This window comes from Dickeya zeae NCPPB 2538 (genome assembly GCF_000406165.1).
Taxonomy (GTDB): Bacteria; Pseudomonadota; Gammaproteobacteria; order Enterobacterales; family Enterobacteriaceae; genus Dickeya; species Dickeya zeae.
This window is the reverse complement of the sequence record NZ_AOOF01000043.1, coordinates 1-4,396: the sequence shown is the minus strand read 5'-3', so window position 1 is coordinate 4,396 and position 4,396 is coordinate 1. Positions and strand designations below refer to the sequence as shown.

Annotated in this window: 4 protein-coding genes and 1 pseudogene; all 5 read right to left on the bottom strand. The window is 48.5% G+C overall.

Annotated features, from left to right (window positions below; genetic code table 11):
* Positions 1 to 226 precede the first annotated feature (226 nt).
* Positions 227 to 376: pseudogene (locus DZE2538_RS20055) on the bottom strand (IS3 family transposase); the annotation flags it as partial.
* A 93-nt stretch (positions 377 to 469) separates the two neighbouring features.
* Positions 470 to 1,189, bottom strand: a complete 720-nt coding sequence (locus DZE2538_RS00035; protein WP_038915253.1) for a FadR/GntR family transcriptional regulator — start codon at positions 1,187 to 1,189, stop codon at positions 470 to 472.
* A gap of 90 nt (positions 1,190 to 1,279) precedes the next feature.
* Complete coding sequence (gene idnD / locus DZE2538_RS00030) at positions 1,280 to 2,275, bottom strand: L-idonate 5-dehydrogenase (protein WP_236616954.1); 996 nt, start codon at positions 2,273 to 2,275, stop codon at positions 1,280 to 1,282.
* A gap of 99 nt (positions 2,276 to 2,374) precedes the next feature.
* Positions 2,375 to 3,703, bottom strand: a complete 1,329-nt coding sequence (locus DZE2538_RS00025) for an MFS transporter (RefSeq protein WP_038915251.1) — start codon at positions 3,701 to 3,703, stop codon at positions 2,375 to 2,377.
* An 83-nt stretch (positions 3,704 to 3,786) separates the two neighbouring features.
* Positions 3,787 to 4,396 (bottom strand): SDR family oxidoreductase (locus DZE2538_RS00020; protein WP_038915250.1); only part of this gene is annotated, 610 nt, incomplete at its 5' end.

The window sequence follows — 4,396 nt, the reverse complement described above, 5'->3', positions numbered from 1 at the left end:
GACCTGTCTCAATCACTCGCATCGTCTTATCTCCGCCAATCTCATCGACTCTCTCGACATCGTTTCCTCAGATAGGGGATGCTCTGCTTCACTAGTTTTTCCGCCTTTTCGCAGACATTCATTAAGCTGTTCGTTATCGATTGTCAGGCTATAGCCCAAGGGGAACGTCGTAAATAGCATGCTTGAATGATTTTCGGTTGCTGACACCGTTTTAGTCCGAGCAAGCGTAAAGCTGGGGTTCATAAAGACTGAGCACCAGGACAGCTGTCGCGCCCCCTATACGACTACTACATTAGGCGAGTTTCAAGACTTCCTGGCGAAATTCAGGCGTGTGCTGCTTACGAGGTTTCTTACTGGCTGATACGGTTTTTGTCATGTGAGTCACCTCTTACTTGAGGGGTCACTCAATGAGTTGTGTATTCACGATTGGAGGGTAGAAACACTGCCAACACCCGGGAAAAATAGGTGGTTATTTTTTCATGGATGTATCTGTCGACTTAATTTTTTCGATGGCAATAATATTTCCTGACATCGCCTCGTTGAGCACTTCTACCGCTGTACTGGCATCGCGATTTTTAATCGACATATAAACCTTGATATGAGCTTCCACGCTTTCAAGGGTAATACCCAGCGCACGGTTAAGCTCTTCAAGGTAGTAGTAATAAATGTCTTTAATTGAGTTCATGACGTTATAGAACACGCTGTTGTGCGATGCCCTGACAATCGCCAGATGAAACTCATAGTCCGCTTCCGAATATTTTTTGTAGTCGCCCTTGTTGATCAGCATATTGTTCAAGGCTTCTTCTAGCTGGTGAATGTCATCATCGGTGGCGTGTGTGACCGCAAGCTCTACACATTTGAACTCCACGGTCTGACGGAAAATCATCATATCGTGAAACTCTTCGCGGCTTAGGTGCATGATCGGGCGAGAATCGTTACTCAACATCTGCGGAGTAAAGTTTTCGCTAACGTAGCTACCACTCCCCTGTCGCGTCACCACAATTCCCAGATCGCGAAAACGTTGAACCGCGCTGCGTACGCTGACCCGGCTGACATTAAATAAGGTAGTCAGCTCTGCCTCTGAAGGCAGACGACCACCCGGAGGCCAACTGCCATCCAACAGTTTGCCGCTTATCTGATCATAAATTTCATTTACAACATTCTGTTTTCGAATGGACTTTATGCTCAAGATGGCTGCCCGATAAGATGTCGCTTGAAGGATTTATTGTATAACAATTCACTTTTAAGAACAAAGCGCCCGGCCAGGCGCTTCTCACAGTTAATCGAAACGAATGAGTACCTTAGCAGAGATATTTTTATCTGTGGCGGTAATCAGCGCGTCTTCAATTTGCTGGGGCGGGAATTCGGCGCTGATGAGAGGACGAGGATCGACACGCCCATCCTCCAGCCAGCGTACCGCCGTCGTAAATTCGCCGACAAAGCGGAATGAACCTACCCAGTTAATCTCTTTGACCAGCATTGGTGATACCGGCCAATTTACCGGGCTTGTCCCCATCCCCACTTGTACAATTGTTCCGGCAGGACGAGTGTAATCCACGGTAGAGGCCACGGCAACCGGCGCACCAGAAGCCTCAAATACGACATCAAAATAACCTTTACGCTGCTGATAATAGGCAACCTGTTCTTCGTCGCGAGGATCCATCACCGCTGTTGCCCCCATTTGCCGGGCCAGTTCCAGACATCGAGGGCTTAGATCGGAGGCAACCAGTTCCGATGCCCCAGCACTGCGCGCCGCCGCCAGGATCAGACAACCAATCGGACCGGCACCGATAACCAACACGCGTCTGCCAACCAACTGACCCGCCATTTTCACGGCATGAATGGCGACCGCCAAAGGTTCAGAAAAGGCCATCACACTCGCAGGAATGCGGCTATCGTAGGGAATGCATTGCTCCGGTTTCACCACCACATATTCAGAAAAACCGCCATTCACATGAGGATTGAACTGTGCACTACCCATAAAACGCATAGAGCCGCATAGGTTCTGGTGGCCCGAAAGACACATATCGCACTGATTGCAAGGGCAGGATGGGTTCACCGCGACGGTTTGACCCACTTTCAGCTCGCTGTCTGTTGGCACTTTACTAATGACGCCGACAAACTCATGGCCTATTACCATGGGATGTTTGAGAACCGACATCCCTGCGCGCCCATGCTGATAGTAGTGAATATCAGAGCCGCAGATACCGCCACAGGCGACCTTCACAACAACGTCATTCTCACCGTGTTCCATTTCACGTGATTCAAAGCGCACATCTTTTTCCGCATGCGCCAGGCAAGCGTTACAGGTTATTTTTTTCCACTTTCATTATGACCTCGTTATTTGTTAGCAATTATCGGATTAATGGGATTCTCATCGATTGATATTGGCATTCTTTTTTTCGGGCAGGATCACTTCAATTTTTCCGACCAGGAAGAGGTAGGCTAATAAGCCCAGTCCGGCGACGCCTGCGATATACCACATAGCATATTGGAAGTTTTGTGTACGCTGGAGGATAACCCCAATAACAATTGGGCTAACGATCCCCGACAAATTGCCGCAAATATTTAAAAAGCCCCCCATGGTTCCGAGAAAATTACGGGGAATAACGTCACTCCAGACTACCCAACCCAGATTTGAAAAGGCATTAGCAAAGAACGCGACTGACAGAATTACAATCGCAATAGTCGGCTTATCCTCAAAGAAATTTACCAGACCAATAATCATGGTGGCACATAGCCCTGACATAACTGGTAATTTTCGTGCCAGTGTCCTGGATTTTCCTTTTTTCAGCAACATATCACTTAAAGTACCGCCACAAAGTACGCCAAACATCGCCATAATATAGGGAAACATGGCACCAATCCCGGCTTTTGAAATAGAGAGATGCAGTCCTTTCTCCAGGTAAACAATAAACCAGGTTAGGAAGAAATAGAGCGTAGATGAGCAGGCAAATTGGGTGATAAACAGCCCCCAGATGGTCTTTTTACTGAGGAAGAATTTAATGTCATTCCAGCTTATTTTCTCGCTAACCGTAGACTGGTTATCTGAGCCATAGCCACCGCCCGCCTTAATGTAGTCCAGCTCTGCCTGATTCACTGAGGTACTGTGTTGTGGATCGCGATAATACATTAACCAGTAAATACCGAACAGGATGCCCGCCCCCCCGGAAAAATAGAACGACATCTCCCAGCCATAATTGGCCACAACAAAGGACAAGGCAGGAGTCAGTAATGCCAGACCAATATATTGTGCGCTGGAGTAAATAGCGGTTGCACGTGCACGCTCATGATCCGGAAACCATGTAGCGATGATTTTAGTATTAGATGGAAAGGACGGTGCTTCGGCGACACCAATTAATGCACGGCAGGCCAGTAACATAAAAAATGAAGCGGTCGTTGTCGCGAATAAATGATGTGAAGCGAACCCCATCATAAAAGTAAAAATACTCCACAGAATAATCGCACCGCCATAAAGAATACGTGAACCAATACGATCAAGAACATAACCGACAGGTATTTGACTGGCGGCGTAGGCCCAGGTAAACATGGAGAAGAGCAAACCCAGTTGTGTTGGCGTCAAACTGAAATCATGCTGGATATTCGTGCCGGCAACCGCAAGATTGGCGCGATCCATATAATTAATTGCCGTCACGATAAACAACAATGTGAGAATAAAGAGTCGTGATCTTGAAGCCTTCATAATAATACCTATGTTATATCGGCATGCCTCATGGTGCATACATGCCGTTAATTTTAAAGGCGAGTCGGTAGAGTACAGACGTTTTACAGCACGGCGAGCCAGCCGCCATCGACATAAATAATTTGCCCGTTGATATAATCCGATGCTTTGGAGGATAAGAAGACGGCGGTACCGATGAGCTCATCCGGACGACCCCAGCGCTGCGAGGGGTTGCTGCTTTTCACCCAGGTGTCGAACTGTTTGTCTTCGATAAGCGCGGTGTTCATATCCGTCAGAATGTAGCCCGGCCCAATGGCGTTGGTCTGGATATTAAACTGCGCCCATTCTGCCGCCATTGAGCAGGTGAGCATTTTGATGCCGCCTTTTGCCGCCGTGTACGGGGCAACGGTCGGGCGTGCGGCCTGGCTGGTGAGCGAACCAATATTAATGATTTTCCCGCCGCTGTTGCGGGCGATCATCCGTTTTGCCGCCGCGCGGGAGACCAGAAACGCACTGGTCAGGTTGGTGTCGATCACCTTCTGCCAGTTTTCCAGCTCCAGTTCTACCATCGGTTTGCGGTACTGGATGCCTGCGTTATTGATCAGGATGTCCACATCCATCCCCTGCGCATCCAGTTGGCTAAAGGCGGCCTCAATCGCCTGTTCATCGGTGACATCAAAAGCAACACCATGTGCGTCGTAGCCTTTGCTGGTC

Bases quoted from the DNA above. Each gene is read 5' to 3' on its own strand.
- DZE2538_RS00025 (WP_038915251.1), bottom strand. From the start codon at position 3,703: ATGAAGGCTTCAAGATCACGACTCTTTATTCTCACATTGTTGTTTATC.